General features: G+C 42.2%; 30 protein-coding genes. 17 read left to right on the top strand and 13 right to left on the bottom strand.

The features are described from left to right. Window positions 1–152: 152 nt before the first annotated feature. The 3 genes from yugI to Q3W56_RS07575 form a co-directional block, all read right to left on the bottom strand. Complete coding sequence (gene yugI / locus Q3W56_RS07585; RefSeq protein ID WP_003228864.1) at window positions 153–545, bottom strand: S1 domain-containing post-transcriptional regulator GSP13; 393 nt, start codon at window positions 543–545, stop codon at window positions 153–155. Between the two features lie 200 nt (window positions 546–745). Further along, window positions 746–1906: an aminotransferase gene (locus Q3W56_RS07580; RefSeq protein ID WP_302895043.1), complete on the bottom strand. Its 1161-nt coding sequence runs from the start codon at window positions 1904–1906 to the stop codon at window positions 746–748. Continuing rightward, complete coding sequence (locus Q3W56_RS07575; RefSeq protein WP_003220765.1) at window positions 1907–2407, bottom strand: Lrp/AsnC family transcriptional regulator; 501 nt, start codon at window positions 2405–2407, stop codon at window positions 1907–1909. It abuts the gene before it with no gap. A gap of 149 nt (window positions 2408–2556) precedes the next feature. Between Q3W56_RS07575 and Q3W56_RS07570 the strand changes: the two genes are divergently transcribed. After that, entirely contained in the window at window positions 2557–3378 is an 822-nt protein-coding gene (locus tag Q3W56_RS07570; RefSeq protein WP_019715534.1) for an alpha/beta fold hydrolase, read from the top strand. A 26-nt stretch (window positions 3379–3404) separates the two neighbouring features. Here the strand turns inward: Q3W56_RS07570 and Q3W56_RS07565 are convergent, their stop codons facing one another. Continuing rightward, a complete protein-coding gene (locus Q3W56_RS07565) occupies window positions 3405–3665 on the bottom strand; it encodes a YugE family protein (RefSeq protein WP_268398240.1) in 261 nt (86 codons plus the stop codon). A gap of 85 nt (window positions 3666–3750) precedes the next feature. Here Q3W56_RS07565 and Q3W56_RS07560 point away from each other — a divergent pair, with 85 nt between their 5' ends. The 3 genes from Q3W56_RS07560 (at window position 3751) to kapB (ending at window position 6763) form a co-directional block, all read left to right on the top strand. Further along, complete coding sequence (locus Q3W56_RS07560) at window positions 3751–4914, top strand: MalY/PatB family protein (protein WP_302895042.1); 1164 nt, start codon at window positions 3751–3753, stop codon at window positions 4912–4914. A gap of 127 nt (window positions 4915–5041) precedes the next feature. Continuing rightward, complete coding sequence (locus Q3W56_RS07555; protein ID WP_302895041.1) at window positions 5042–6331, top strand: sensor histidine kinase; 1290 nt, start codon at window positions 5042–5044, stop codon at window positions 6329–6331. A gap of 45 nt (window positions 6332–6376) precedes the next feature. Further along, on the top strand, window positions 6377–6763 hold the full coding sequence (gene kapB, locus Q3W56_RS07550; RefSeq protein ID WP_302895040.1) for a kinase-associated lipoprotein KapB: 387 nt from the start codon (window positions 6377–6379) through the stop codon (window positions 6761–6763). A 26-nt stretch (window positions 6764–6789) separates the two neighbouring features. Here kapB and kapD read toward each other — a convergent pair whose 3' ends face one another. Together kapD and Q3W56_RS07540 are read right to left on the bottom strand one after the other, a co-directional pair. Continuing rightward, on the bottom strand, window positions 6790–7407 hold the full coding sequence (gene kapD / locus Q3W56_RS07545) for a 3'-5' exonuclease KapD (protein ID WP_302895039.1): 618 nt from the start codon (window positions 7405–7407) through the stop codon (window positions 6790–6792). Between the two features lie 76 nt (window positions 7408–7483). Further along, window positions 7484–7687: a hypothetical protein gene (locus Q3W56_RS07540; protein ID WP_302895038.1), complete on the bottom strand. Its 204-nt coding sequence runs from the start codon at window positions 7685–7687 to the stop codon at window positions 7484–7486. Between Q3W56_RS07540 and Q3W56_RS07535 the strand changes: the two genes are divergently transcribed. The 3 genes from Q3W56_RS07535 (at window position 7590) to Q3W56_RS07525 (ending at window position 11199) form a co-directional block, all read left to right on the top strand. Beyond that, a complete protein-coding gene (locus Q3W56_RS07535) occupies window positions 7590–8798 on the top strand; it encodes an MFS transporter (RefSeq protein ID WP_368045762.1) in 1209 nt (402 codons plus the stop codon). The genes Q3W56_RS07540 and Q3W56_RS07535 overlap by 98 nt on opposite strands. Window positions 8799–8891: 93 nt before the next feature. Then, window positions 8892–10766 (top strand): transglycosylase domain-containing protein, encoded by a 1875-nt coding sequence (locus Q3W56_RS07530; protein WP_302895036.1) that lies wholly within the window; start codon window positions 8892–8894, stop codon window positions 10764–10766. Between the two features lie 19 nt (window positions 10767–10785). Further along, window positions 10786–11199 (top strand): thiol-disulfide oxidoreductase DCC family protein, encoded by a 414-nt coding sequence (locus Q3W56_RS07525; RefSeq protein WP_302895035.1) that lies wholly within the window; start codon window positions 10786–10788, stop codon window positions 11197–11199. A gap of 17 nt (window positions 11200–11216) precedes the next feature. Here the strand turns inward: Q3W56_RS07525 and Q3W56_RS07520 are convergent, their stop codons facing one another. Continuing rightward, entirely contained in the window at window positions 11217–11774 is a 558-nt protein-coding gene (locus tag Q3W56_RS07520) for a YufK family protein (protein WP_019715543.1), read from the bottom strand. Window positions 11775–11951: 177 nt separating this feature from the next. Here Q3W56_RS07520 and maeL point away from each other — a divergent pair, with 177 nt between their 5' ends. From maeL to maeN, 3 genes are all read left to right on the top strand, one after another. Then, window positions 11952–13553, top strand: coding sequence for a two-component system sensor histidine kinase MaeL (gene maeL / locus Q3W56_RS07515; protein WP_302895034.1), 1602 nt, complete (start codon window positions 11952–11954; stop codon window positions 13551–13553). Next, window positions 13546–14253, top strand: a complete 708-nt coding sequence (maeM, locus tag Q3W56_RS07510) for a two-component system response regulator MaeM (protein WP_019715545.1) — start codon at window positions 13546–13548, stop codon at window positions 14251–14253. The genes maeL and maeM overlap by 8 nt, the downstream gene beginning before the upstream one ends. A gap of 387 nt (window positions 14254–14640) precedes the next feature. Further along, a complete protein-coding gene (maeN, locus tag Q3W56_RS07500) occupies window positions 14641–15987 on the top strand; it encodes a sodium/malate symporter MaeN (RefSeq protein WP_302895033.1) in 1347 nt (448 codons plus the stop codon). 37 nt (window positions 15988–16024) lie between these two features. On the opposite strand, the gene Q3W56_RS07495 is transcribed toward maeN, so the two are convergent. Next, window positions 16025–16240 (bottom strand): hypothetical protein, encoded by a 216-nt coding sequence (locus Q3W56_RS07495; protein ID WP_019715546.1) that lies wholly within the window; start codon window positions 16238–16240, stop codon window positions 16025–16027. 229 nt (window positions 16241–16469) lie between these two features. Here Q3W56_RS07495 and Q3W56_RS07490 point away from each other — a divergent pair, with 229 nt between their 5' ends. The 7 genes from Q3W56_RS07490 to mnhG are packed head-to-tail and all read left to right on the top strand — an operon-like array spanning window position 16470 to window position 22238. Further along, a complete protein-coding gene (locus Q3W56_RS07490) occupies window positions 16470–18875 on the top strand; it encodes a Na+/H+ antiporter subunit A (RefSeq protein ID WP_302895032.1) in 2406 nt (801 codons plus the stop codon). Next, a complete protein-coding gene (locus Q3W56_RS07485) occupies window positions 18868–19299 on the top strand; it encodes a Na(+)/H(+) antiporter subunit B (RefSeq protein ID WP_019715548.1) in 432 nt (143 codons plus the stop codon). Before Q3W56_RS07490 ends, Q3W56_RS07485 begins: the two co-directional genes overlap by 8 nt. Further along, entirely contained in the window at window positions 19299–19640 is a 342-nt protein-coding gene (locus Q3W56_RS07480) for a Na(+)/H(+) antiporter subunit C (protein WP_003220730.1), read from the top strand. Before Q3W56_RS07485 ends, Q3W56_RS07480 begins: the two co-directional genes overlap by 1 nt. Next, window positions 19633–21114 (top strand): Na+/H+ antiporter subunit D, encoded by a 1482-nt coding sequence (locus Q3W56_RS07475; RefSeq protein ID WP_302895031.1) that lies wholly within the window; start codon window positions 19633–19635, stop codon window positions 21112–21114. The genes Q3W56_RS07480 and Q3W56_RS07475 overlap by 8 nt, the downstream gene beginning before the upstream one ends. A 5-nt stretch (window positions 21115–21119) precedes the next feature. Further along, a complete protein-coding gene (locus tag Q3W56_RS07470) occupies window positions 21120–21596 on the top strand; it encodes a Na+/H+ antiporter subunit E (protein WP_302895030.1) in 477 nt (158 codons plus the stop codon). Next, window positions 21596–21880 carry a Na(+)/H(+) antiporter subunit F1 gene (locus Q3W56_RS07465; RefSeq protein WP_014114980.1) on the top strand — a complete coding sequence of 95 codons (285 nt, stop codon included), beginning with the start codon at window positions 21596–21598 and terminating at the stop codon, window positions 21878–21880. Before Q3W56_RS07470 ends, Q3W56_RS07465 begins: the two co-directional genes overlap by 1 nt. Then, window positions 21864–22238, top strand: a complete 375-nt coding sequence (mnhG, locus tag Q3W56_RS07460) for a monovalent cation/H(+) antiporter subunit G (RefSeq protein ID WP_302895029.1) — start codon at window positions 21864–21866, stop codon at window positions 22236–22238. Before Q3W56_RS07465 ends, mnhG begins: the two co-directional genes overlap by 17 nt. A gap of 38 nt (window positions 22239–22276) precedes the next feature. Here the strand turns inward: mnhG and Q3W56_RS07455 are convergent, their stop codons facing one another. The 5 genes from Q3W56_RS07455 to Q3W56_RS07435 form a co-directional block, all read right to left on the bottom strand. Continuing rightward, window positions 22277–22657, bottom strand: coding sequence for a hotdog fold thioesterase (locus Q3W56_RS07455; protein ID WP_302895028.1), 381 nt, complete (start codon window positions 22655–22657; stop codon window positions 22277–22279). 15 nt (window positions 22658–22672) lie between these two features. Beyond that, window positions 22673–23317: a two-component system response regulator ComA gene (gene comA, locus Q3W56_RS07450; protein WP_019715553.1), complete on the bottom strand. Its 645-nt coding sequence runs from the start codon at window positions 23315–23317 to the stop codon at window positions 22673–22675. An 80-nt stretch (window positions 23318–23397) separates the two neighbouring features. After that, on the bottom strand, window positions 23398–25710 hold the full coding sequence (locus Q3W56_RS07445; protein ID WP_302895027.1) for a histidine kinase: 2313 nt from the start codon (window positions 25708–25710) through the stop codon (window positions 23398–23400). Window positions 25711–25725: 15 nt separating this feature from the next. After that, entirely contained in the window at window positions 25726–25947 is a 222-nt protein-coding gene (gene comX, locus Q3W56_RS07440) for a competence pheromone ComX (RefSeq protein WP_302895026.1), read from the bottom strand. Then, the gene (locus tag Q3W56_RS07435; RefSeq protein WP_302895025.1) at window positions 25944–26816 is read right to left on the bottom strand and encodes a polyprenyl synthetase family protein; all 873 of its coding nucleotides are present in this window, start codon (window positions 26814–26816) and stop codon (window positions 25944–25946) included. Before Q3W56_RS07435 ends, comX begins: the two co-directional genes overlap by 4 nt. Between the last annotated feature and the right edge of the window lie 107 nt (window positions 26817–26923).

Below are 26923 nucleotides of genomic sequence, written 5' to 3'. Positions count from 1 at the left end.
CACTTCAACCGAATAACTCACTCTTGTCCTCATAGAAAAAACACCTCCAAGTCTAATTTCGGATAACAATCATCCTTTTTCAAACTTGAAGGTGTTTTTTTTTGTCTCATCTTATGGGGTCAGTCCCATTCCTGTCCGGTGCTTTTTTATGCTTATTTTTTGATAAGGTCTTTGCGGTTGGACATTTCAATCCACTCTTCAAGCTTATCTTTTAATGTGTTGAAACCTTGTGGTGTAGAAGCTTCTTCACTTACTTGTGCAGCTTTAGGTTTTCTTGGTTTGCTTTCTTTTTTCTCTGGCGCGGCTTGTGTCGCACGAATTGAAAGGCTGATTTTTCCTTTTTCTTCATCAACAGCAAGTACTTTTACTTGTACTTCGTCGCCAACTGAAAGGTGCTCGTTGATATCTTTTACGAAACCGTGAGTCACTTCAGAAATGTGTACTAAACCTTGAGTTTCTTCATCTAATGCAACAAACGCACCATACGCTTGTAATCCTGTAACTTTACCAGTGTAAACACTGCCCACTTCAAATTTTGCTGCCATTCATAACAACTCCTAAGTTAAATTAAATATCTGTTTATACGCAATTTAAAATTATATCACACATGTCTAATTTCCGCAAAGAAAACTTTTTATTAAGAAACCACGTTTATACACAGCAAAAAGGGGGTAACCTGAAAATACTAAAGGCTTTCTAGTATTCCCCCTTTTATTGGATGCGAACAAAAGGTTCGTATCTTTTTTTATGTTGTTTTATGCAGGAAGCGTTTCATTCTGACTAACGCTTCTTGAAGCTGCTCAATTGAGGTTGCGTATGAACAGCGAATATACCCTTCACCGCTCGGACCAAACACACTTCCCGGAACAACAGCCACTTTTTCCTGCGTCAGAAGCTCTTCGGCAAACTGCTCCGAGCTCATTCCCGTGCTTTTGATGGATGGAAAAGCATAGAAAGCGCCGCCTGGATGATGACAGCTGAGGCCGATTTCATTGAGCGTTTCCACAAATAAATTTCGCCTTCTCCGGTAGCTTTTTTTCATTTTTTCTACATCTTCTATGCCGTTCTTCAAGCCTTCAAGGGCGGCAAACTGCGCCATTGCCGGCGCGCACATCATCGCATACTGGTGAATTTTAAGCATTGCATCCCGAAGCAAAGGTGGTGCTGCGGCAAAACCGAGCCTCCAGCCCGTCATCGCAAACGCTTTTGAAAAGCCTGAGATGACAACCGTCCGTTCCTTCATTCCCGGTAATGCCGCTATGCTTGTAAATTCCTCATCATATGTCAGCTCCGCGTAGATCTCGTCTGCTAAGACGATGACATCATGTTTTTTGGCAAACTCAGCAATCTCATTCAGCTCTTCCTTTGTATAAACTGAACCTGTCGGATTCGAAGGCGAGCAGATGAGAATGGCTTTTGTTTTTTCAGTGACTGCCGCTTCAAAATCCGCAGCCGTTGCTTTAAACCCTTTGTCTGCCGTTGTATGAACGTGAACCGGGATACCGCCTGCCAAAGAAACAAGCGCTTCGTACGCCACAAAACACGGCTCAGGAATGATGACTTCCTCACCTGGATTCACAATGGCGCGGATCGCAATATCCAAAGCCTGACTTGCCCCTACTGTCACAATCAGCTCATTGTCTGGCGAGTAGCTAAGGTCAAACCTGCTGCTCAAATAACGGCTGATTTCTTCTCTCAAAGAGTATAAACCGGCATTTGCCGTGTATGACGTATATCCTTGTTCAAGGGAGAGGATGCTTGCTTCTCGGACATTCCACGCGGTAACAAAATCAGGTTCGCCGACGCCTAAAGAAATGACGCCTTCCATCGTTGCTGCCAGATCAAAGAATTTGCGGATGCCGGACGGCTTTATTTGTTGTACATAATCAGATAAATAAGAAGACATTTACGGTGACACCACAATTCTTTTGTCGTCGTCTCCTGTTTCAAACACTTTGCCGTCATGCTTGTATTTTTTCAGGATAAAATGGGTTGTCGTAGAGACAACTGAATCAAGCGTGGATAGTTTATCTGAAACAAACCGCGCTACGTCAGACATTGAATTACCGCGAATCACGACAGACAAATCGTACACTCCTGACATCAGGTAAACTGATTCAACCTCTTGGAACCGGTAGATCCGTTCTGCCACTTCATCAAAACCGACTCCCCGCTTCGGCGTTACTTTCACGTCAATCATGGCTGTGACCCCTTCATGTCCGTCGACTTTTCGCCAGTCAATCATAGCGGAATAATCAATGATAACCTTTTCTTTTTCCAGCTTGTCAATAATAGTTTGGACTTCATTTACAGGGATACCCGCCATCTTTGCGATTGTTTCTAAATCGGCACGGCTGTTTTCGTCTAAAATTTCTAATATTTCTGTTTCTTTTTCTGTCAATTTCATTCGATTCACACCTTTGCAATGTCAAGAAATCTCATGACATTATATCACGTTTTTTGACGAATGCTAAGAAAAAAACGAGGAGAAACTTCCGCTAGAATTGACAATTTCAGGGCACAATACAGACATCACATGAAAGGAAGTGACATAGAATGGAGGCGGTTTCACCAACAAGGCGGCTAACAGTCGATGGCGTAAATGTATATTACGAACATTATCAAAATCCGGGCAGGCAAACGCTGGTTTGCATACACGGTTTTTTATCGTCTGCTTTCAGCTTCAGAAAAGTCATCCCTCTCCTTCAGGACAGGTACGACATCATCGCGCTTGATTTGCCTCCTTTCGGCCAATCTGAAAAATCAAGAACTTTTATCTATACCTATCAAAACCTCGCTAAGCTTGTCATCGGGATTTTGGAACACTTGCAAGTCAAGCAGGCTGCGCTTGTCGGCCATTCTATGGGCGGACAGATTTCGCTGGCTGCTGCTCTCCAAAAGCCGGAGCTTTTTTCAAGGATTGTGCTGCTTTGCAGTTCAGGGTATTTAAAACGTTCGCACCCATCGATCATTTTCGGGACCCATCTTCCGTATTTTCATCTTTATGTCAAGCGCTGGCTCTCGAAAGAAGGCGTAATGAAAAATTTGCTAAATGTTGTGCATGACAAATCACTGATCGATGAAGAGATGATTGACGGCTATGGCAGGCCGTTTCAAGACGAGCAGATTTTCAAAGCCATGACAAGGTTTATCCGCCATAGAGAAGGAGATTTAGGTCCCGAGCAGTTACAGAAAATGAACAAGCCTGCTTTATTGATTTGGGGCGAGGAGGACCGAATCGTCCCTTTGGAGATTGGTAAACGGCTTCACGGAGATTTGCCCGATTCCGTGCTGTACTCACTCGATCAGACTGGACATCTGGTGCCTGAGGAACGGCCTGAACTCGTTTCCGAACACATTGCAGAGTTTATCAAATAACAAAAAACCGGTACAGAACCGGTTTTTTAAGGCGTACAGGAGCTGCTGTCTTTAATGAATAAAAGCTGGCCAGCCACTTCCCGGCAGCTGTCAATCGGCAGCGTTTGTTCAAAAGAAGCTTCAAATATCTGCTGAATGCTTTTTGCCAGCACGTCGGGATCGTCTTCATCATAGACAGCCTGCACGACATCAACAGCCTCTGTTTCGTAAAACTCTTCTCCATATTTAAACGGATCCCATTTGGCAATAATCTTGATCATTTCCCTGACCGCTTGACTTTCTTCCATATTCATCACCGCTTATAATAAAATTTGCAGTTCAATTTTATCATAGTTATGTTAAGAAGAACTAACTACATGAGGGGGTAATAGAATGGATTTTGATAAACGAGAAGAACGCCTTGGAACCCAATCAGTCAAATGGGACAAAACAGGCGAATTATTCGGCGTGACAGATGCACTCCCGATGTGGGTGGCGGATATGGATTTTCGCGCGCCGAAAGCGATAACTGAAGCATTAAAAGAGCGCCTCGACCACGGGATTTTCGGTTATACGGCTCCGGATCAAAAAACAAAGGTTGCGGTGTGCGGATGGATGCAAAACAGGCATGGCTGGAAGGTGAACCCAGAAAGCATCACATTCAGCCCGGGCGTTGTCACAGCTTTGAGCATGGCGGTACAAGCTTTCACAGAGCCTGAAGACCAAGTGGTTGTCCAGCCTCCTGTTTATACGCCTTTTTACCATATGATTGAGAAAAACGGCCGGCACATATTACATAATCCGCTGCAAAAAAAAGACGGCACGTATGCAATGGATTTTGAAGATTTGGAGACGAAGCTTAGTGATCCAAGCGTCAAATTATTTATTTTATGCAATCCTCAAAACCCTTCAGGCCGTTCATGGGGACGGGAGGATTTACTGAAGCTCGGTGAATTGTGTCTTGAGCATGGGGTTACAGTTGTATCGGATGAAATTCATTCCGACTTAATGCTGTACGGAAACAAACACACACCGTTCGCTTCTCTCTCTGACGATTTCGCTGAGATATCTGTGACATGCGCTGCACCAAGCAAAACATTCAATATCGCCGGATTGCAGGCGTCAGCAATCATTATTCCTGATCGTTTGAAGCGTGCCAAGTTTTCCGCCAGCCTTCAGCGCAACGGATTAGGCGGATTGAACGCGTTTGCCGTCACTGCGATTGAGGCCGCTTACGACAAAGGCGGACCTTGGCTCGATGAGTTGATCTCTTACCTTGAGAAAAACACGAACGAAGTCCAAGCCTTTTTGAGTACCGAGCTGCCGAAAGTTAAAATGATAAAGCCGGACGCATCTTACCTGATCTGGCTCGACTTCAGCGCTTACGGCTTGTCCGACGCGGAGCTTCAGCAAAGGATGCTGAAAAAAGGGAAAGTTATTTTAGAGCCCGGGACGAAATACGGGCCTGGCGGGGAAGGATTTATGCGCCTGAACGCGGGATGCCCTCTCGAAACCTTGCAGGACGGCCTGCGCCGTATCAAAGCAGCCTTAGGGTAAAATATTTCCTGTTTATCGCCTTTACGTCTTCCTTCGTAAAGGCGTTCTTTATAAAGGAATTTTATACATTACTTCTAATATTTAATGTTATAATAGATACATATTTTATATGAAAGGATTTCACACGATGGAAATTCTAAAAGACTATCTCCTGCATATCTGCTTTATTTTGTTTCCTATTCTTCTTTACCAAGTATTTTGGCTTGGAAAGCCGACGGTCCTTGTGCCCAAAATAAACAGCGGGTTGGTCACGTTATTCGCCTGCGGCGCCTCCGTTTTATGCATTATATTTCCTATTCACGAAATGGACTACATACAATACGGCCTTCAGACAATTCCTGTTACCATTTGTTTATTCTACATTAGCACCGCGTCCGGGCTTACAGTCGCCGCATCTGTCTTATGTTTCGAACTGCTGTTTTACGAACCTTCCGCAATGTTTGCTTTCACTTTGCTGCCTTTTTCTATCATCATCATCCCAATCTTATTTCAGAAAAAATGGCCATTCATGTCCAAAGCGAAAAAACTGGTTCTGTCTTTGTTGATAAGCTGCTTAGAGATCCTCTTATTTTTTGCCTCCAGCTGGATTTTTTCCGCCTTGAATATTTCAAATTTTCAAAAATCAGAAACATTACTTTATGAGGCAGCTGTCTCAGGGCTGTTCCGCTCCAGCGTTCTTCTTTTAAGCATCTATATTATAGAAAGCATCGCCGAAAATATCGCCCTGCGTTCACAGCTGATCCATTCAGAAAAAATGACGATTGTGAGTGAACTGGCAGCGAGCGTCGCTCATGAAGTCAGGAATCCGCTGACAGTTGTCCGCGGGTTTGTCCAGCTGCTTTTCAATGACGAAACTCTTCAAAATAAGTCGTGCGCGGATTACAAAAAGCTTGTACTGTCAGAGCTTGATAGGGCGCAAGACATTATTACAAACTATCTCGATATGGCCAAACAGCAATTGTACGAAAAAGAGGTTTTTGATTTATCAGCTCTTATCAAAGAGACAAGCTCACTTATGGTTTCATATGCCAATTACAAGTCTGTCACCGTCGAGTCTGAAGCAGAGCCGGGCCTCTTCATACACGGAGATTCAACAAAGCTGAAGCAGGCTGTCATCAACCTAATGAAAAACAGCATAGAAGCCGTTCCCCATGGGGAGGGGTTAATCCGCATATCAGCCAAAAGAAACGGCCAAACGATTATGATTCACATCTCAGATAATGGAGTCGGCATGACAGACAATCAAATGCAAAAACTCGGCGAGCCTTATTACTCATTAAAAACGAACGGAACTGGACTCGGGCTTACCGTGACCTTTTCAATTATAAAACATCATCACGGAACCATTTCTTTTAACAGCAGCATCCAAAAAGGCACCACGGTAACAATTAAGCTCCCCGCTGATCTTCCTCACTAGCAAATCGATTGGAACTTTTATAGAATAAATGCGAGGTGATGAAAGATGAGCACGTTTGAGACTGGCTCTATCGTTAAAGGATTTTACAAAACAGGTGTATACATAGGAGAAGTTACCGCTTGCAGGCCACAGCATTATTTAGTGAAAATCAAAGCGGTTCTCACCCATCCTACTCAAGGAGACCTCCATCATCCAAAACAGGCGGATGTGCCCTTTTTCCATGAGAGAAAAGCGCTCGCATATGGCGAACAGACCAATATCCCCCATCATATGGTGAAGCCCTATGATGGTGAAGTGCCGGATTATACCGAGTCTCTGCGGGAAGCGGCAGCACAGCTGAGAGCCAAATTGAATGAAGATGGTTCGGCGTGGGCAAAGCGCTCCCTAAATAATCTGGATGTTTTAGAAAAAGAATATTTTAACCGGCCATAGCCCAGTCTGACAAAAGATTGGGTTTTTTATGTTGCGCGCTTGAACAGTTCGGATAAATCGATTCTTTCGCCGATTGTCGGAGGTTTTGGCTTTTCGAGATACTGCTTATCCTGCTCAACAAGCTTAAAAAGCTTATAAGCAGTGAGGGCGTCATCAAGCGCTTTATGATGGGTGCCGGTTCCGGTATCTCCATACTCTTCGGCAGCTTTCCATAACCCCGTAAGTGTCCGGTCTCCAAAAAAGTTTTTGTATTCAAGCGATAAATCTCTCATTTCTCCTTTAAATGGGAAAGGAATATGGTTAAACATACAGTTTTGCTTCAGGACTTTCATGTCCATGTTTCCCCACGTTATAATCGTGCTGTTTTTCTCAGGATCAAGCTCGTTTAGTTTATGAATAAAATCTTCGAACCTCATCCCCTCATCTACCTGCTTTTGAGTTATTTTTAAAAATGATTTGCAGCGTTTCGTCAGCTTCGGGAATTTTTTCGGTCTGACATAGCTAGAAAACGTCTCAACTACTTCATCATCAATCGATTTTACAATTCCTGCTTCAATGATTTCCGGGAAAAAGTTTTGCGGACTGTACTTTCCGTCGGGCATCGTAAATTCGAAATCAATAATGAGTAAGCTGTTTGTCGTCACCTTTTTTACACCTGCCTTTCCTCCGATCAGAAATTGCTATCTTTATAGTATATCTATTTCCCTTCTTGACCTTTCTTCATTTTCTAAAAATAATGAATTTTCCCAGCCGCTTTGTTTCTTTTAAATTCTGAACCGTTTCTTTATAATTAATAAGGAACCCGAAATAATAAGAAGGTGATGTTATTTCTATCCGTAAGAAAAACTTTGTCATTGTGTGGCTGGCCAATTTTTTTGTCTCTGCCAGCACAACGATGATTGTTCCTTTTCTCTCCTTATACATTGAGACGCTCAGCACTTTTTCAAACGGCTTTGTGCAAAGGTGGAGCGGCTATGTCTTCGGCATTACATTTCTCATGGCATTTTTGGTATCCCCGTTTTGGGGGCGGTTCGGAGACAAACGCGGATACAAGAAAATACTTATGGCAACCGGAACGGGCATTGCCCTCAGTATTTTATTAATGGGCTTTGTTACATCGGTGTACCAATTGTTTTTTCTGCGTATGGCAATGGGGCTTGTAACCGGATTCATCCCGACATCTCTTGCGATGATTTCGGCACAGACTCCAAAGAGCTCAGCCGGTAAAACCCTCGGTACGCTGCAAATGGGGCAAGTGTCCGGAAGCTTGTTCGGCCCGCTTTTGGGAGGCTTGCTTGCTGATCGTTTCGGCTTTACGTATACCTTTTTTATCACATCCTTTGTGATTTTCTTATCAGTGCTTCTCGTGTTAATCGGTGTCAAAGAAAAGCCTCTTGCAGAGAAGACAGCCAAACGTACGTCTTACACGAGAAAAGAAGTGCTCTCCTATATTTTTCACCAGCCGGCGCTTTGGGTCATGATGCTGTTAACCATGCTGATTCAAACAGGCAATTTCAGTATCCAGCCGCTGCTCGCTTTATATGTAAATGAGCTGCACGGACCTGTCAATTTGGCTTTTTTCTCCGGTATGGCATTTTCAGCAACGGGGCTCGGGAGTTTGCTGCTGGCTAGAAAATGGGGTGATCTGGGCGACCGCTACGGCCACCGCCGCATTTTAATCGGACTTTTACTTGCCGCCTCTTTCTTTTTTATTCCGCAGGCGCTCGCGTCCTCACTTAACGTGCTCCTTGTTTTCAGATTTTTATTCGGAATGGCGATGGGCGGTTTGCTACCATGCATCACGGCAGCGATCCGCGTTCAGGCTCCCGGCAGCATTCAAGGAGAAGTTCTCGGCTACAATGTCAGCTTTCGCTTTTTAGGAAACGTGCTCGGGCCTCTTCTGGGCGGAATTATATCGAGCCATTTTACAATTTCAGCCGCCTTTTATGTCACAGCATTTCTCTTTTTCGCCGGCGCCTGCATGCTTTGGATCATGCAGAAATTCCGGAAAGATTCTTATGCCAAAGCAAGCTGATTATCAGAAAAAAACTGTGGAATCTTCTAAATTTAACCTTCTCGTAAACTCAAAAGAATGGTACGATATGGCTAGAATTTAGGAGAAAAGAGAGTGACCATGTTACGAAAAATAATCGGATGGATTTTGCTCCTTTGCATAATCCCATTGTTTGCATTTACAGTTATCGCTTCCGGAAAAGAAGTAAAACAAATGAGATCCCTGGATCAGGTGCTTGATAAAAATATTAATCTGAAAGATATCAGCCTAGTTCAGAACAGCTACATGTATGACAGGGACGGCTCCTTGGTCTCGGAAATTGTCAGCGATCATGAAAACCGCGTGCTCGTTCCATTTAACAAGATTCCAGAGGAAGTCAAACAGATTTTCTTAACGTCTGAGGACCGGCATTTTTACGAACATAAAGGCTTTGACTTTATGGGAATGGTGCGGGCAACCGCTTCTAACGTAAAAGACAAGAAAATTGATCAGGGCGCAAGCACCATCACACAGCAGCTTTCAAGAAATTTGTATTTAAGCCATGAACGCTCCTTCAGCCGAAAGCTGACTGAGCTCGCGTATTCTTATCAGCTAGAGAAAAAGTATACGAAAAATGAAATTCTTGAAGCTTACTTAAATACCATTTACTTTAACAATGGCGTGTACGGCGTCGGTTCAGCGGCTGAATTCTATTTCAGCAAACCGCTGAAATCTCTCACAGTGGGAGAAATGGCTTTTATCTGTGCAATACCTAATAACCCTACATTATATGATCCTCTCAAGCATTTTGACTACACGAAAAACCGTCAAGAACGTTTGCTTAAAGGGTTAAAAGATGCCGGGGTCATTACGGATAAAGAGCTGAAAAAAGCTGTCAAACAAAAAATCAAACTGGATATTGAAAAGAGAGAAGACAAATATCCAGACTACGTTTCCTATGTCAATGATGAATTCACTCAACTGGTGTCTGAATCAGAAGGCTATGATAAGCGTCTTCAAAAAGCGTCAGGGAAACAAAAAGAAAAAATTGAAAACGAGCTGTCCGCAAGAGTCAGCACTCTGATGAAAGACGGCGTGAAAATTTATACTGCACTTGATCCGTATATGCAAAATCAGGTTGTGGCACAAATGAATGCCAAGCTCCCGTATGCGGACGTACAGGGCGGAGCAGCTGTGATTAATCACCAGACGCATCAAATCATCGCTTTATCCGGCGGGAAAAACTATCAAAAATATGACTTTAACCGCGCCTATCAGGCATACAGACAGCCGGGTTCATCTATTAAGCCGCTTCTTGATTACGGCCCTTATATTGAACAGACCGGTGCGACAGCAAGCAGCACCATTGATGCCAGCAAGTTTTGCAGCAGAGATTACTGTCCGCAAAACTACAATAACCGGACGTACGGGACAGTGACGCTCGACACGGCATTTAAAAATTCATATAATACACCGGCCATCAGAATGCTGGACCGTGTCGGCATCCAAAAAGCATTCAGTTATATTGAGCCGTATCATTTTGCCAAACTTGTCGACAGCGACTATCTTCTCCCTGCCGCGCTTGGCGGATTTACAAACGGCATGACGCCTCTTGAGATGACAAAGGCGTATACGACATTCGGCAATAGCGGAAGCTATACGCCGAGCCATGCGATTACAAAGGTGACTGACCTTAAAGGAAAAACGCTTTATAAATGGAATGATAAATCGACTCAAATATTCAGTGTCCGCACAAACATGCAGCTGAAAAAACTAATGTCTTCCGTTGTGAAAAGCGGGACAGGGAAAAAAGCATATTTTAAAGCGCCTTACATCGGCGGTAAAACAGGAACATCAAATGATTATCACGATATGTGGTTTGTCGGCCTGACAGATACGTACACAATGGGTGTCTGGGTCGGAAAAGATACACCGAGCAGCGTTGAGTATCTTCACAGCATCAGCCCACAGCTTTCCATCTTTAAAGGAACGCTGCAAGCGGCTTATTAAAGGATCGGAGGGATCTGGCGTGACATCAGAACAATTTCCTAATCGCGTTTTGCTGTTCGACGGCGTATGCAATTTATGCAATGGCGCCGTGCAGTTTATCATTAAACGTGATCCAGACGGACTGATTTCTTTTACATCGCTGCAGTCGGAAACAGGACAGAGCCTGCTGAAAAAAAGCGGGCTCCCGACTGATCATTTTGACAGCTTTGTCTTTCTCGAAGACGGCCAAGTGTACACAAAGTCAACTGCAGCCATTAAGGTTTTCAGGCATCTGCGGGGCCCATGGCGCCTCTTTGTCCTGTTTTTCGCAGTGCCGAAGCCTTTCAGAGATATGGCCTACTCTATCATAGCTAAAAACCGTTATAAGTGGTTTGGCAAAAAAGATGAGTGTATGCTCCCCTCCCCTTCTATAAAAAAAAGATTTTTACCGTAAACGAAAAAATGGCTAGCTTACACAGGTAAGCTAGCCATTATGCTATTATAAAGCTTGATAAATATGAACAGAATACCGATAACAAAGGTAAACCAAAACAGCAGTTCCAATAGAATGAATCCGACTAATGACATGAGGGAAAGCGTCGAATAAATCCGATATACGATAAACACAAAGTAAGCGAGGGTGACGACCGCAAACCAGATCACAATCCAGATGGCATTTTGCAAGAGCACAAAGGATAAAATCCCGCCGCCTAAATAAATCATGGAACCCATTCTGATTTTTTTCAGATTGTTCCCTTCCGGATCATTGGCAAAAAACAGCAATGACAGCTCAGTCACGGTATTCGCAATTAATTTCAGAGCGGACAGAACCATAAAATATAAAAGTGCAAAGGCAGCAAATAACGCAAGCCTGATCCCTTTTTCTGAAAAATAATCAAGCATTCCATCATACATTCCAAATGAGGACAGCAGCTTCAACGCATAAAGTGAAGTTGAAATGGATAACGACGAACTAAAAAGCAGGATCGCAATCAGCGGAAAGTATCCTGTCAAATAAGTATTTTTCATATAAAAAAGTCCCTTTCTATAATCTACCTCATTTATTATGGAGGACTTAAAACACATTGACAAGATAAATTATTCCATTTTTTCTCCTTTTTACGAATTACGATCCCAAATCTTCACAAAGCAGCTTTTTGAGAGTAAAGTAGTACGCAGGAATCATAAAACGTAAGGAAGTTTTAAATGAAAAAAACATTGAAACTGCAAACCAGACTCACCATATTTGTTTGTATCGTTGTGTTAATCGCACTGCTCATTACATTTTTTACAGTAGGTGCCCAAACCACCACACGGATTAGAGATCAGGAAAAAGCCACTGCGCTGCAAACTGCTGAAATGGTAGCCGAGACGCCAATCACAGCTTCTGCTTTAGTAAGCGGAAAAAAACAGAAAGAGCTGCTAAACTACACAAAACGGGTTCAGAAAATCACCGGCACGGAATTTGTTGTCGTCATGGATATGGACGGCATTCGCAAAACCCATCCCGACCCGAATAAAATTGGAAAAAAATTCAGAGGCGGCGATGAATCAGAAGTATTAAATGGTCATGTCCACATCAGCACTGCCTCTGGCACGCTCGGAAAATCGCAAAGAGCATTCGTCCCTGTCTATGCGGAGAATGGAAAACAGGTCGGAGCAGTTGCGGTCGGCATCACCGTAAATGAAATTGATGAAGTGATCAGCCACAGCTTACGGCCGCTCTACTTTATTATCTGCGTCAGCATTTTCGTCGGTGTCATCGGGGCTGTTATCGTTGCCCGTACGGTAAAGAATATCATGTACGGTCTCGAACCGTATGAAATTGCGACTCTTCTTGAAGAACGGAGCGCGATGCTGGAATCGACGAAGGAAGGAATACTTGCTGTCGATGAACACGGCAAAATCAAACTTGCCAACGCGGAAGCAAAGCGTCTATTCGTGAAAATGGGCATCAACACGAATCCCGTTGAACAGGATGTAAATGACATCTTGCCGAAAAGCCGCTTGAAAAAGGTCATTGAGACAAAAAAACCGCTTCAAGACAGAGACGTCCGCATTAACGGGTTAGAGCTTGTGTTTAATGAAGTTCCCATCCAACTGAAAGGACAAACCGTCGGAGCGATTGCGACATTCCGGGACAAAACCGAGGTAAAACATTTAGCTGAACAGCTTTCCGGTGTTAAAATGTATGCAAACGCATTGAGAGCGCAGTCTCATGAATTTATGAACAAACTGCATGTGATATTAGGCCTCGTCCAGCTGAAAGAGTATGACGATCTTGGAGATTATATTAAAGATATTGCCATTCAGCAAAAGTCAGAAACAAGCGAAATTATAAATGATGTCAAAAGCTCTGTACTGGCCGGTTTTCTGCTCGGAAAACAGAGCTTCATACGGGAGCAGGGCGCAAATCTTGATATAAAATGCAAAGGTGTCATCCCGAACGCGGCAGACCCTTCAGTCATCCATGAACTCATTACAATCATTGGAAATCTCATCAACAATGCATTGGACGCCGTTGCCAATATGCCGAAAAAACAAATTACCATGTCCATGCGTTTTCATAACAGCATACTGGACATTGAAATTACCGATACAGGAGCAGGCATGTCCGAAAAAGATCAAGCCAAAGTATTTGAACAAGGCTATTCAACAAAGGGCAAAAACCGTGGATTCGGCCTTTATTTTACCCAGCAAAGCATCGAAAATTTAAAGGGCCAAATGATCCTCACAAGCGAAGAGAATGAAGGAACAACATTCAGTCTTCGCGTCCCGTACGAACCGAAGGAGGAAAATCATGATTAATGTACTAATAGTTGAAGACGACCCCATGGTGGGTGAATTAAATAAACGATACTTAAGCCAAATAGAAGGCTTTCAGCTGAAAGGCATCGCCTCTTCCTTTCAAAGCGCTCTGCATATTTTAGGAGAGCATCACATCGACCTTATTTTGCTCGATATTTATATGCCGGGCAAAAACGGGCTGGAACTGCTAACCGAACTGAGAGCCCAAAATGAAGCAGTTGACGTGATTGTTATCTCAGCGGCCAGCGAGCTTGACGTTATCAAGAAAACACTTCGTTACGGTGCTGTCGATTATTTAATCAAACCGTTTGAATTTGAACGTTTCCAAACTGCCCTGTCTGATTACAAACGAAAACAAAAGGTATATTCAACCCATCGCAACATGAGCCAGAAAGAACTGGACGCCGAGCTTTTTCAAAAGAAAGAAGCAACAGAAAAAGTACAGCTTCCTAAAGGCCTGACAAAAAGCACGCTGAAGCTGATTTGGTCCAGTATCCAGTCATTTGAAAATGAATCTTTTACGACAGAAGACTTGGCAAAGCACACAGAAATTTCTCAAGTATCCATACGAAAATACCTGAAGTTTCTTGAAGATATACAGGTTCTGAATGTAGAAATGGCGTACGGTACTATCGGAAGACCAGTATTTCAGTACAACGTCAACACAGGAAACCTTAACGGAATTAAGCAATACCTCTAAAAAAACACTGGTCACTCCGGGACTGACCCCATAAGATGGGACAAACAAAAAGCACCTTCAAGTTTGAAAACGGATAAGACTTGGAGGTGTTTTTCTATAACGGCAGCAGTCCCTCGGCTCTCCGCTCCCTCTTTTTAAAGACATACCGCCTTATGTATGAACGACTCTGGCTTTATCGGGCGTTCAGATGCGCCAACAGCCAATGGCGTGCCTTATTTATAGGAAAAAAGAGAAAACATTCTCCCTGGGAAGACGCTTCTCAGGGATTTTTTTCTAATCCAAACGTCTCTATTAATTTAATTGTTTATTAGTTTTTTAACTTAAAAAACTATGAAGTGTTACCGCTTCCTTGTAGACTGTAACAAACAATACATGGGGGTGTATGACATGGGAGCAATTCCAAAAACGGGGACAATTTCACCTGAGCAAAAAGACCCACAGGAGAAAAACCTGTTTCAAAAAATCTGGACCTGGGAAATCGGTGTGATTCCTCTGCCATTATACACAGTGTTAGCTGTTATTATTATTCTTTCTGCCTATTACAATGAGCTGCCCGCAAACATGCTTGGCGGGTTCGTCATCATCATGATTCTAGGTGTGTTTCTTGGAGACATCGGCCAGCGTATTCCGATATTGAAAGATATTGGCGGCCCTGCTATTTTATCTTTGTTTGTTCCTTCATTTTTAGTCTTTTACAATGTGCTGAATTCAACATCTTTAGACGCTGTAACCAACTTGATGAAAACGTCTAACTTCCTTTATTTCTATATCGCTTGTCTTGTTGTGGGAAGTATTCTTGGAATGAACAGAACTGTTTTAATACAAGGGTTTATCAGGATGTTTGTTCCACTGGTTGCCGGAACAATCGCGGCAGTTGCAGCCGGCATTCTCGTCGGATTTATTTTTGGCTACAGTGCCTACGATTCCTTTTTCTTTGTCGTTGTACCGATTATTGCCGGGGGAATAGGCGAGGGAATTTTGCCGCTCTCAATTGCCTATTCACAAATACTCGGTTCATCCGCTGATGTATATGTGTCTCAGCTGGTACCAGCCGCTATTATCGGAAACGTTTTTGCTATCATCTGTGCTGCCTTAATGAAAAAGCTTGGCGATAAGCGTCCAGATCTAAATGGAAACGGTCGCCTCGTCAAATCTAAAAAAGCAAATGAGATTCTCAATCAAAAAGAAACCGAAGCAAAAATCGATTTTAAACTCATGGGAGCCGGCGTTCTGCTCGCGTGTACATTCTTTATTTTCGGCGGGTTATTGGAGAAATTCATCTTCATCCCGGGCGCAATCTTAATGATTATTTCAGCAGCGGCTGTCAAATATGCGAATATTCTTCCGAAAAAAATGGAAGATGGCGCTTACCAGCTTTATAAGTTTATTTCTTCAAGCTTTACATGGCCGCTGATGGTCGGTCTCGGCATCCTCTTTATCCCATTGGATGACGTGGCATCTGTGATTTCTATTCCGTTTGTCTTCATTTGTATTTCAGTCGTTATCGCCATGATTGCTTCTGGATATTTTGTGGGCAAGCTGATGAACATGTACCCGGTTGAATCAGCAATCGTTACCTGCTGCCACAGTGGTCTCGGCGGAACTGGTGATGTTGCGATTTTATCAGCGTCAGGAAGAATGGGCCTTATGCCGTTCGCGCAAATTTCCACCCGTCTCGGCGGTGCAGGCACAGTTATTTGCGCGACAATTCTGCTTCGTTTTTTCACTTCATAATTAGAAAAAGAGTTCCGTTATATGCGGAACTCTTTTTTTATCTGTTCACAATCCGGATATACTCCCGGGGGCCAAACGGCAGCTCCCTTGATTCCATTTCACTCATTCTGGCTGAGAGGTGGTGCTCCAATAAATACAGCTCCCACTCCTCACTAGCCTCCGCACCGCTGCGCCCGTTATATTGATTTAAAATGAATGCCACAGCAAATACAGAGCAGAATAAACTTGAGCACATCAATACCTTTCTTTTCACATGACCAGCTCCTTACATTCAGCTTGATCAGGAATGATTTTAAATATACAAATGACATTATTTTTGTTAGACTTATTTTAAGGTCACAAGAACTCGTAAAAGAACATTGCGCAGTTCGAAGCGTGGCAGCTTGCAGAAAAGTGCGATATAATTTGGACTAGATCGTTTGACCGTATATTTGGTACATAGCGCATTTTTCAATTGAGAATGAGAAAAAGGAGGTCTAACTTTGCAACTCTTACATTTTGCTATTTTATCGCCTTTCATATTTGCTTTTATCATCCCCATTTTGGCAAAATACGCAAAAAGAGTGCATACGGGCTGGTTTGTGTTGATCCTGCCCGTCTTGCTGTTTATATACTTTCTCCCAATGATCAGGATGACACAATCTGGAGAAACACTGAGGTCGGTATTTGAGTGGATTCCTTCACTTGGCATTAACTTTACCGTTTATATAGACGGTCTGGGATTATTATTCGCCCTACTGATCTCAGGCATCGGCTCTTTGGTCACTCTTTACAGCATTTTTTATTTATCGAAAGAAAAAGAACAGCTTGGGCCCTTTTACATCTACTTACTGATGTTCATGGGCGCCATGCTCGGTGTCGTTCTTGTAGACAATGTCATGGTTCTCTACATGTTTTGGGAGCTTACCAGCCTTTCGTCCTTTTTGCTGATCGGCTATTGGTATAAGCGTGAGAAATCGCGCTACGGCGCCGCCAAATCACTTTTGATTACGGTCAGTGGCGGGCTGTGCATGCTCGGAGGATTTATTCTCCTCTATCTGATAACGGATTCCTTCAGTATTAGAGAGATGATTCATCAGGTTCAATTGATTGCCGGCCACGAATTGTTTATGCCGGCTATGATTCTCATTTTATTAGGAGCATTTACGAAATCGGCGCAATTCCCTTTTTATATCTGGCTGCCTGATGCAATGGAAGCTCCGACACCTGTCAGCGCTTATCTCCATTCAGCTACTATGGTTAAAGCCGGCATTTATGTGATTGCGAGATTCAGCCCTATTTTCGCCTTTTCAGCTCAGTGGTTTTGGATCGTTTCCCTCGTCGGGCTCTTTACCATGCTTTGGGGTTCATTCCATGCCGTGAAACAAACTGATTTAAAATCAATTTTGGCATTTTCAACCGTCAGCCAGCTCGGGATGATCATTTCCATGCTCGGAGTCAGTGCTGCGGCTATTCATTACGGCCATACAGAATATTATACAGTTGCCGCCATGGCTGCCATTTTCCATTTAATCAATCACGCAACCTTTAAAGGAAGCTTGTTTATGGCAGTTGGGATTATCGATCACGAAACAGGCACACGGGATGTCCGGAAGCTCGGCGGCCTGATGGCGATTATGCCGATTACATTTACGATTTCCTTAATCGGAACATTTTCAATGGCAGGCCTACCGCCGTTTAACGGGTTTTTGAGTAAAGAAATGTTTTTCACAAGCATGCTTCGCGTGACACATTTCGATCTATTCAACGTACAGACATGGGGCATTCTATTCCCTGTTCTCGCCTGGATCGGAAGCGTATTTACGTTTATCTACAGCATGAAATTGCTGTTTAAAACATTCAGAGGAAGTTACCAGCCTGAACAGCTTAAAAAACAGGCTCACGAAGCGCCGATCGGCATGCTCGTATCACCTGTCATTCTTGTCGCTTTGGCTGTCAGTCTCTTCTTTTTCCCGAATATATTGTCGTACAGCTTGATAGAGCCAGCAATGAACTCGATCTATCCGACACTGCTGGACAGCCATGAGAAATTCCATGTTCACATTTCACAGTGGCACGGGTTGAATACAGAAGTACTGATGACCGCAGGCATTATTGTTATCGGCACCATCGGATATTTGTCGCTGAATAAGTGGAAGGGAATCTATAAGCTGTTTCCTTCGAAGCTCACACTCAACCGGTTATACGACAAGCTTGTGACGCTAATGGAGAAAGGGTCCTACCGAATCACAAAACAATATATGACCGGGTTTTTAAGGGATTATTTGCTGTATATCTTTGCTGGTTTCATCATTCTGATGGGCGGAGCTTTTGTTATCAAAGGCGGATTTTCCTTTACAACGGAAGGCATGGCTAAAATCGGCGTATACGAAGTTATTTTGACGCTTGTCATGATCAGCGCCACAGCGGCAACTGTTTTTGCCAGATCAAGACTGACGGCGATTATCTCACTTGGTGTCGTCGGTTATGCGCTCGCATTGTTTTTTGTGATTTTCAGAGCGCCCGATTTAGCTTTGACTCAGCTGGTCATTGAGACGATTTCCGTCGCCCTGTTTCTGCTTTGCTTCTATCATCTGCCGAAACTGAGGATGAAAAAGAAAACGAGAACGTTCCGATTGACGAACTTTATTATTGCTTTCGGCGTCGGCATTATCGTTACCCTGCTTGGTATCGCATCATCAAGCCAGCGGACAAAAGACAGCATTTCGTCCTTCTTCTTAGAACACAGCCATGATCTCGGCGGAGGGGATAATGTCGTCAATGTCATCCTCGTTGATTTCAGGGGATTTGATACACTGTTTGAAATTACGGTACTAACGATTGCCGCTCTCGGCATTTACAGCATGATTAAAACAAAAGTAAACGAGGAGGGGAAAAGCGGTGAATGAACAAAAAACAAATGACTTAATTCTTCAAACCGTGACAAAGCTGGTATCCTTTATCATTTTGCTTTTCTCTTTCTATTCATTTTTATCGGGGCATAACGCGCCTGGGGGAGGCTTTGTCGGCGGACTGATCACGTCCTCTTCCATCGTTCTATTGCTCTTGGCATATGATTTAAAAACCGTGCGTTCCATTTTGCCGGTTAATTTCATTTATATCGCGGGAGCCGGCCTCCTGCTCGCAGTATTAACCGGGGTTGGCTCCTTTGTCTTCGGGGCTCCTTTTTTAACCCACGCATTCGGATACTTTCAGCTGCCGATCCTTGGGAAAACGGAGCTCGCCACGGCGACGATATTTGATTTAGGCGTTTATCTTGTTGTCGTAGGCGTTACGATGACCATTATTCAAACGATTGGAGAGGAAGAATAATGGAAATCTTAATGGCTGTTTTAGCCGGTATTATTTTTATGGCTGCTACGTATTTGCTGCTGTCTAAAAGCCTGCTTCGCGTCATTATCGGAACAGCACTGTTAAGCCATGGCGTTCATTTAATGCTTTTGACCATGGGAGGATTAAAGAAAGGTGCCGCTCCGATTTTGAGCGAGCATGCCAAATCATTTGTCGATCCGCTTCCGCAAGCCCTGATTTTGACCGCAATTGTCATTTCATTTGGCGTTACATCATTCATCCTCGTCATGGCCTTTCGCGCTTATCAGGAATTGAAATCGGACGATATGGATCAAATGAGGGGAAATGATCAACATGAATAATTTTGTTATTTTGCCAATCCTGATCCCGCTTCTGTCGGCCATTCTGCTGATTTTCATGACGAAGAATCTTATGCTCATGCGGATCTTCAGTACTGCTGCATCGGCAATCGGGATTGTGATCAGTGGCATACTCGTACAGACTGTCTTTACAAATGGTATCCAGACACTTAGTTTGGGCGGCTGGAAAGCGCCGTACGGCATTGTGCTGGTCGCAGACCAATTCGCCAGCCTGCTCGTTCTCACAACATCAATAATTGGTTTATTGGTTGTGCTTTATTCCTTCCGTTCCGTCGGTGAAAAACGTGAGCGCTCCTTTTATTACTCTGCCGTTCAGTTTTTGCTTGCCGGTGTCAGCGGAGCGTTTTTAACAGGCGATTTATTTAATATGTACGTATTTTTTGAGCTCCTGCTTATTGCTTCCTATATGCTGATTGTATTAGGCGGCACAAAAATTCAGCTGCGGGAGTCCCTTAAATATATTGTGTTTAATATCGTATCGTCTGCCTTATTTGTCATCGGCGTCGGCTTTTTATACGCTGTAACCGGTACGTTAAACATGGCCGATCTTAGTGTGAAAATCAGCGAATCAGGGCAAACCGGGCTGATCACTGTGATTGGTGTCCTGCTGCTTTTGGTATTTGGCATGAAGGGCGGAATCTTCCCCCTTTACTTTTGGCTTCCAGGCTCTTATTACGCACCTCCGGCGGCAATCTCCGCGTTGTTCGGCGCATTGCTCACCAAAGTCGGTTTATACGCGATCACTAGAGTCTTCACATTGATTTTTATTCACGATACAGCCTTTACCCATCAGCTGATGATTTGGCTCGCAGCACTGACTGTAATTTTCGGTGTTATCGGTTCACTTGCTTATTCGAATGTCATGAAAATTGTGATCTACAACATTATTACTGCTGTGGGTGTGATTTTGTTCGGTGTGGCAGTTCATACCCCTGCATCAATCCAAGGCGCGATTTACTATCTGATTCACGATATGCTGATTAAAGGTGCTTTATTTATGCTGGCAGGGACGCTGATCGCATTGGCAGGAACAGCGAGCCTGCACAAAATGGGCGGGCTGATCAAACGCTACCCTGTTCTAGGGTGGATGTTTTTCATCTCAGCTGTATCTCTTGCGGGCATCCCGCCTCTCAGCGGATTTGTCGGCAAACTTAAAATTGCGGAGGGCGGCTTCGCAGAAGGTGAATTTACGATTTCCATGCTGATTCTGCTCTCGAGTCTGCTCGTACTTTACTCTGTGCTGAGGATCTTTATCCATGCGTTTTGGGGCGAAGAAAAAGAAACACCAAAACCAAATCATAGAACCGCTAAAGGACTTCTTTATCCGGCAGCTATTTTTCTCTTACTGTCTCTTCTCTTCGGATTGGGTACAGAATGGGTGTCTCCTTACGTTGATCAAGCGGCCGAGACGTTGCTGAATCCGGAAAAATATATTGAAGCTGTTTTGAAGGAGTAGATCGCATGGCATTTCAAATTTTATTAAATGTGTTTCTCGCTTTTTGCTGGATGTTCTTGAGCAATAGTCCAAGCGCCGCAGGATTCTTCACAGGTTATATTCTGGGAATACTCTCTCTCTTTTTCTTCCGGCGCTTTTTTACTCGCCAGTTTTATCTATGGAAAATGTTTTCTATCATCAAACTCTTTTTGATTTTTTTAAGGGAACTGTACCTTGCCAATGTCAGTGTGCTGAAATCAGTCCTATCGCCGAAACTGAATATCAGACCGGGCATTTTCGCTTTTAAAACCGAGCTTACGACAGATTGGGAAATCACCCTGCTGTCACTGCTCATTACGTTAACGCCGGGAACCTTGGTGATGGACATCTCAGATGACAGGACGATACTTTATATTCACGCGATGGATATTGAGGATGCGGAAAAAGCCATTTTTGATATTCGGGAGTCATTTGAAAAAGCCATACAGGAGGTGAGCCGCTGATGTTTACGCTGATTCTGCAACTCGCGCTTGGCATTATGGCAGTGTCTACCTTTTTGTATGTCATTCGTGTTATTAAAGGGCCGACTGTGCCTGACCGAGTCGTGGCTCTGGATGCAATCGGCATCAACTTGATCGCGATCACAGCGCTTGTCTCCATTTTGCTGAAAACAAGTGCGTTTCTGGATATAATTTTGCTGTTGGGGATTTTATCATTTATCGGAACGATCGCATTTTCCAAGTTCCTGGAGAAAGGAGAGATTATCGAAAATGATCGAAATCGCTAAGGTCGTTGTGGCTGCATTCATTTTGGTAGGCGCACTTGTGTGCCTCGTTGCTTCATTAGGAGTAATTCGCCTTCCTGATGTGTATACACGTTCTCATGCTGCCTCTAAAGGCTCAACGTTAGGCGTCAATATGATTCTGCTTGGTGTCTTCTTCTATTTGTGGTTTGTAACGGGGAACATTTCCGCAAAAATTTTGCTCGGGATACTCTTTATCTTTATTACGTCGCCTGTCGGGGGACACTTGATCTGCCGTGCTGCGTACAACTCCGGCGTCAAACTTGATAAGAGAAGTGTACAGGATGACTATAACGGAATCAGAAACTTTGTGATTAAACGAAAAGAGGATTCTTACTTATAAGAATAAGCAGCCGGACAGGCAGAGTTCCGGCTGTTTTTTTATTTCTTGATGACAGCCAGCGTGCATCTGGAGATACAGATCAGCCTTTCTTGCTCGTCATAAATATGAATTTGATAGACAATAGTCGTTCTGCCTATATGAACGGGTTCGGCTACTGCCTTTACCGTTCCTTCCTTTACGGATTTTAAATGGTTGGCGTTAATCTCCAAACCGACACAAGCTTGAGTCGTGTGATCAATCAGGTTCTGCGCCCCTGCGCTCGCCGCGGTTTCTGCCAGAGCCACTGAAGCGCCTCCATGCAAATATCCGAACGGCTGCACTGTCCGATGATCCACCGGCATGACCGCAACGCATCGTTCCGCTGTGTTTTCAACAATCTCAATTCCAAGCGCTTCAAGCAATGTGTATTTCGTATCCATCATATCCCCCCTTATTTAAAGTACACCATCTGATTTCGCAATTAAAACTGCTTCCGTCCGGGAACCGACATTCAGCTTATTGAAAATTGATGTCAGGCTGTATTCAATGGACCGTTTGCTTAAATGAAGTGCATCTGCGATTTCTTGGTTTGTAAAACCCTTTTCAACTTCTTGAAGAATCAGGCATTCTCTAGGTGTGAGCACATCTTGTTCTTTTTGAGAGGAAGGAGCCGGCTTTGTTTTTTGCTGAGTCATCAGCTGTTTAAAGTAAGCAAAATCAACTAAAATTTCTCCGTTGAGTACGTGGTATATGTATTGGGTGATCTTTTCTTTAGATTCCGTTTTGCTGATGGCACCGTGCAGTCCCGCACGAATCGCTTCCTCAAAATAATCCTCAACCTCATAACCGGTATACACGATAATTTTACAATGAGGATACTCTTGTAATATCTGTTTAGAAAGCTCCATCCCATTGACCTCGCCGCCTAAATTCAGATCCATTAAAATGAGATCATATGACGAGAAATCATGCTGCTTGATAAACTGTTCGCTCGGTTCAGGACTGAGACAATCAACAGATAGGTTAGAATCCGTTTCCAAAATTGTCTTGGTGCCTTCCATGACAGCCGGATGGTCATCAATCACTAGTATCTTTTTCATGTTTTCCTCCCTTTTACTCACTCATTTCCATTTTATAAAAAAGACTTGGCTTGTGCCAAGTCGTTTCCGTTATAAAACCATTACAATTCGATTTCAATATCAGCCTTAAAGCCCTTTCCTTCACTTGTTTCAATCCGAAGGCGCCCATCTAAAGCCCTGACTCTCTCCTTAATGCCAGAAAGCCCCATGCTCATGGAATGCTCAGTAGTTTTTTCTTGATCAAACCCTACACCATCGTCCTCATAATGAAGAACGATTTTGTTTTGAATACTGATGAGCATAATCAGCACATCCGTCGCCTGAGAGTGCTTGACCGCATTAGACAGGAACTCTTGTATGATTCGGTACAAATTTAGCTGTGAATCAAGATCAAGCGAAGCCGTAAATCTGTCGGTATTTAAACGGATATGGAACGGAACCCGCTCCTGCTGCTGCGCCACCAGCTTGGACAGCGCCTTCACCAGCCCAAGATCATACAGAAGCTGCGGCCGCAATTCATGACACGTCTCTCTTGTCATCGAAATCACGTCAGACATTTGCTCATTCATCTGCACAAGCTTGTCCTTCACCTCTTCCTGGCAAGGGTTATCATCCTTCTTAAAACCAGCCAAAAACAGCTCGCACTGGCGCTTTAATGAAATCAAATCCTGGAGGACGGAATCGTGGAGATCGCGGGCGAGTTCTGAACGTTGTTTTTCTTCAATGGTGTACATGAGTTTTTTGAGCCAAACGGGGTTTGATTCCTGTTGTTTTGAATCTTCAAGATGCACCATCAATTCTTCGATTTTCATCACGTTTTCCAATGAAACATTTGTATAAAACGCTAATGTTTGAAGCCATGCAATTTCATCTCTTGTTAATTTAAAGGTATTATAGCTTGAGAAACATAGTACTAGAAATGATCTGTCTCCTCGTTCACCTATTTTAATAATAAAACCTTGTTTAAACTCTACAATTTTTCCAATATCACCTGAAAAATGTTGAGCATATTTCTCGAACTTTTTATAAGTTATATCTTTGTAGTTGTTCTTGCTAAGAAGGGTAATCTCCCCCTTAGAATTATCAAACACGCAAGCATTATCAATGTTCAGTACTTCTAAGATTGCATTTTTAAAGTAAATAAGCACTTGATCTACCGATGATGCTTGTTTTATTAACTGAGTAAATTTAAAAATTCCATCTTGATAATTAAATTTCTCTGTGAACCTTTTCAACTTGAAACGAAAGTCAATGATCTCTTTAAAGTAAAAAACAGCAAACATAAGCAGATATATTACAATTGTTAGCTTAACAGAATAGAAGTTATCTTTTGGTTTCTGGACAAAATTAAATATGGTGACTACAATCACAGTAGGAGTAATTGCTAAGAATCCATAGTACTTAAGCCGTCCTACAACAAAGTCAATATTGTAAAGTCTATTGGTCATAAACTGATATACTAAAGAAAAAGGTATAACAAGTGTAAAAGCTGCCAAACTAAAGGGTGAAAGATACGTATTAAACAACACATATGGGATAGCAAAAAAGATAATAAAAGGACTGAAAGCCAGAATACTTGTATAAGAAAGGACCTTCAAAATTGACTTTTGCTCATTATGTTTAATTTTTCTTACCCCTTGATGGATAAGAATAGATACAGTAAGAACTAAGACAAAAAAGGAAATCAAGTTCAAGTTAGACAAAAAAGTAGAAGAATTTAATCTATTACCCATAACAGCTTCCAATAACAGGTTTATTATTGGAAGCATATACATAATGATTAAAATCCTCTTTTTGAATAACTTGGTGCCTAATTCCACAAAGTATTTATATATAAAGTGAATATATAAAATTGGACAACTTACTAAAGTAAGAAGAAGAAGGTAGGTACTAACCTCTTCTCCTCTTCTTGCACCGCAGGCACTCACATACGCTACTGATACAAATAACAAAAATAAAATTAAAACAAAAGCAGAAGATGATTTTCTAACTTTATTTATTCTGTAAACAAAAAATATACAAAATAAACAAATTGAATAAGAGATGATTGGAATGAGATACATAAATAAATTCTCTTCACTTATTAAGCTTACATTTTGTAAATGAAATGATTTATTATCTCTCTCAACAATTAAACTTTCTACATTGACCAATCTTCCGCTTTCTAACTGGACTTCGCTGCCTTTTTCCCCATTCACTTCTAAAATGATGTCACCCTTTTTCACACCTGAATAATATTCATCTGTATAATTTACAACGTTGGTGACCTCTAACTTACCCTGTTCATTAATCTTCACATCAGCACCTACGAAGATGTTAAAAACAGAAATATAAGAGAGGTAGATGACATAAATAAAACTTAAAATGATAAGGGCTAAAGACAAATACTTAAATACGTTAATATTTCTTTGCATCACATCATCCCGTAATTAAATAAAACTTTTTCTTTTATCATCCTCAAAAAAATTACTGATAGCTTCTATTGGAGGCCAATTGCTTCTTCTTGGCACTTCTCCTTGTTCAAACGCATATAATATAGCTTTTTTTTCTTTTTCATTTATATTTAGCAAGGTTAAGTTCCCATTCTTAAATTGATCCATCGCTTCAGGATTATTTACTAGATGGCTTATAATTTTATCAATATGTCTCAATTTCTATTCCCCCTTAATAATTGAACAAATAGTTTATTCTTTCTTTGTTCATCTAAGCTTAGTTTTCCAAATGATTCCTTGAAATTTTCCAATGCTAAATTTTTAATAACGTTTAAATATAATATTACTCCTGAATCACGTAATTTCCTTTTCAATTCATCCAAATTATTTATCATTTTTTCTTCTAGCGCATAAAAATTTAATAAGTCAATGGATGATTGGTTATATTTATTTTTTAGATAGTAGAAGGCAAGAGTGTGTCTTGTTTTCAAGTCATTATTGTCTGGATAATAAAGCCCATAGTGATCATTGGCAATCTGCTCGACTATGCCCAAATAACGTGAATATTCATCGACTGTTTCATTAAATTCTCCAGTTGCCAAGTAAACACCAAGGACACTTGGCAATGTCACCAGCGAACCTGACTTTTGTTTAATCATTTCAATATACTCTGATTCTGATGAAATTTTTTTAAAATTCAAATCAACATGTTGCCCTTGTAAAGATTGAAGTGAATATTGTAAAGTGAGCCTTAAAAGTTCTGGATTATTAGAAACAGAATTTATCACTTGCAAACTTAATGTATAAAGTGTAGTAGCTGCGTTTGTTGCTATAGAAGGATCTAATTTCATCCAGACAGCCTGAGTATTATCTTTATCCTCAATATCGTCAAAAATGTCCGCAGATAAAATTAAAAGTTCAATACCTGAAGCCAATAACTCAATAGCTGTATCATTTTTTCCGTCAAATGCTATGTAATGGTTATAAGCTAATTCTGCAAATGAAAATTGTTTTTTTACTTCAACAAAAGATTTGAGTTTCTCTTTCAAGTCCTCATTTAAAATATTTTCATCTACAATCTCCTTCATTTTCTCCTTGATCCCCACAGAATCTAAACATATCTGCTCAATAACGCCTTCCTCCCTCCCCTTCCATTTTACTAAATGGGCTATCCAAAAGACAGCAGGTTTTTCGT

Source organism: Bacillus sp. C28GYM-DRY-1 (assembly GCF_030519405.1).
Lineage (GTDB): Bacteria > Bacillota > Bacilli > Bacillales > Bacillaceae > Bacillus > Bacillus spizizenii_A.
The sequence above is the reverse complement of the archived record's forward strand: the minus strand, read 5'-3'. Positions and strand labels throughout refer to the sequence as shown.